This window comes from Bifidobacterium sp. H6bp9 (assembly GCF_032193695.1).
Lineage (GTDB): Bacteria > Actinomycetota > Actinomycetes > Actinomycetales > Bifidobacteriaceae > Bombiscardovia > Bombiscardovia kimbladii.
Window position 1 is genome coordinate 1 of record NZ_JASTZY010000025.1, and the last position, 380, is coordinate 380.

Annotated in this window: 1 protein-coding gene; it reads left to right on the forward strand. The window is 66.8% G+C overall.

From position 1 onward, the window contains the following. The coding region (locus QRX40_RS08695; protein WP_396184590.1) for an RCC1 domain-containing protein at positions 1-380 on the forward strand (380 nt) is incomplete at both ends.

The following is a 380-nucleotide window of genomic DNA, read 5'->3' on the forward strand; positions in this document are numbered from 1 at the left end:
CCTACCTGCAGGTCAGCGCCGGAGGCCTTCATTCCCTGGCCGTGGGCAGCGACGGGAACGCCTACGCCTGGGGAAACAACAGCGATGGCCAGCTCGGCAACGGGACGAGCGCCAGCTACCGGAATACGCCGGTCAAAGTGGGGAAGCCTGCAGGCGCGCCTGCGGATTTCACCTACCTGCAGGTCAGCGCCGCCTACCTGCAGGTCAGCGCCGGAGGCCTTCATTCCCTGGCCGTGGGCAGCGACGGCAACGCCTACGCCTGGGGATACAACGGCAATGGCCAGCTCGGCGACGGGACAAGCACCACACGGTATGCACCGGTCAGGGTGAAGACGCCCGACCGCAGCACGTACCCGGACCTGCCAGCGGATTTCACCTAC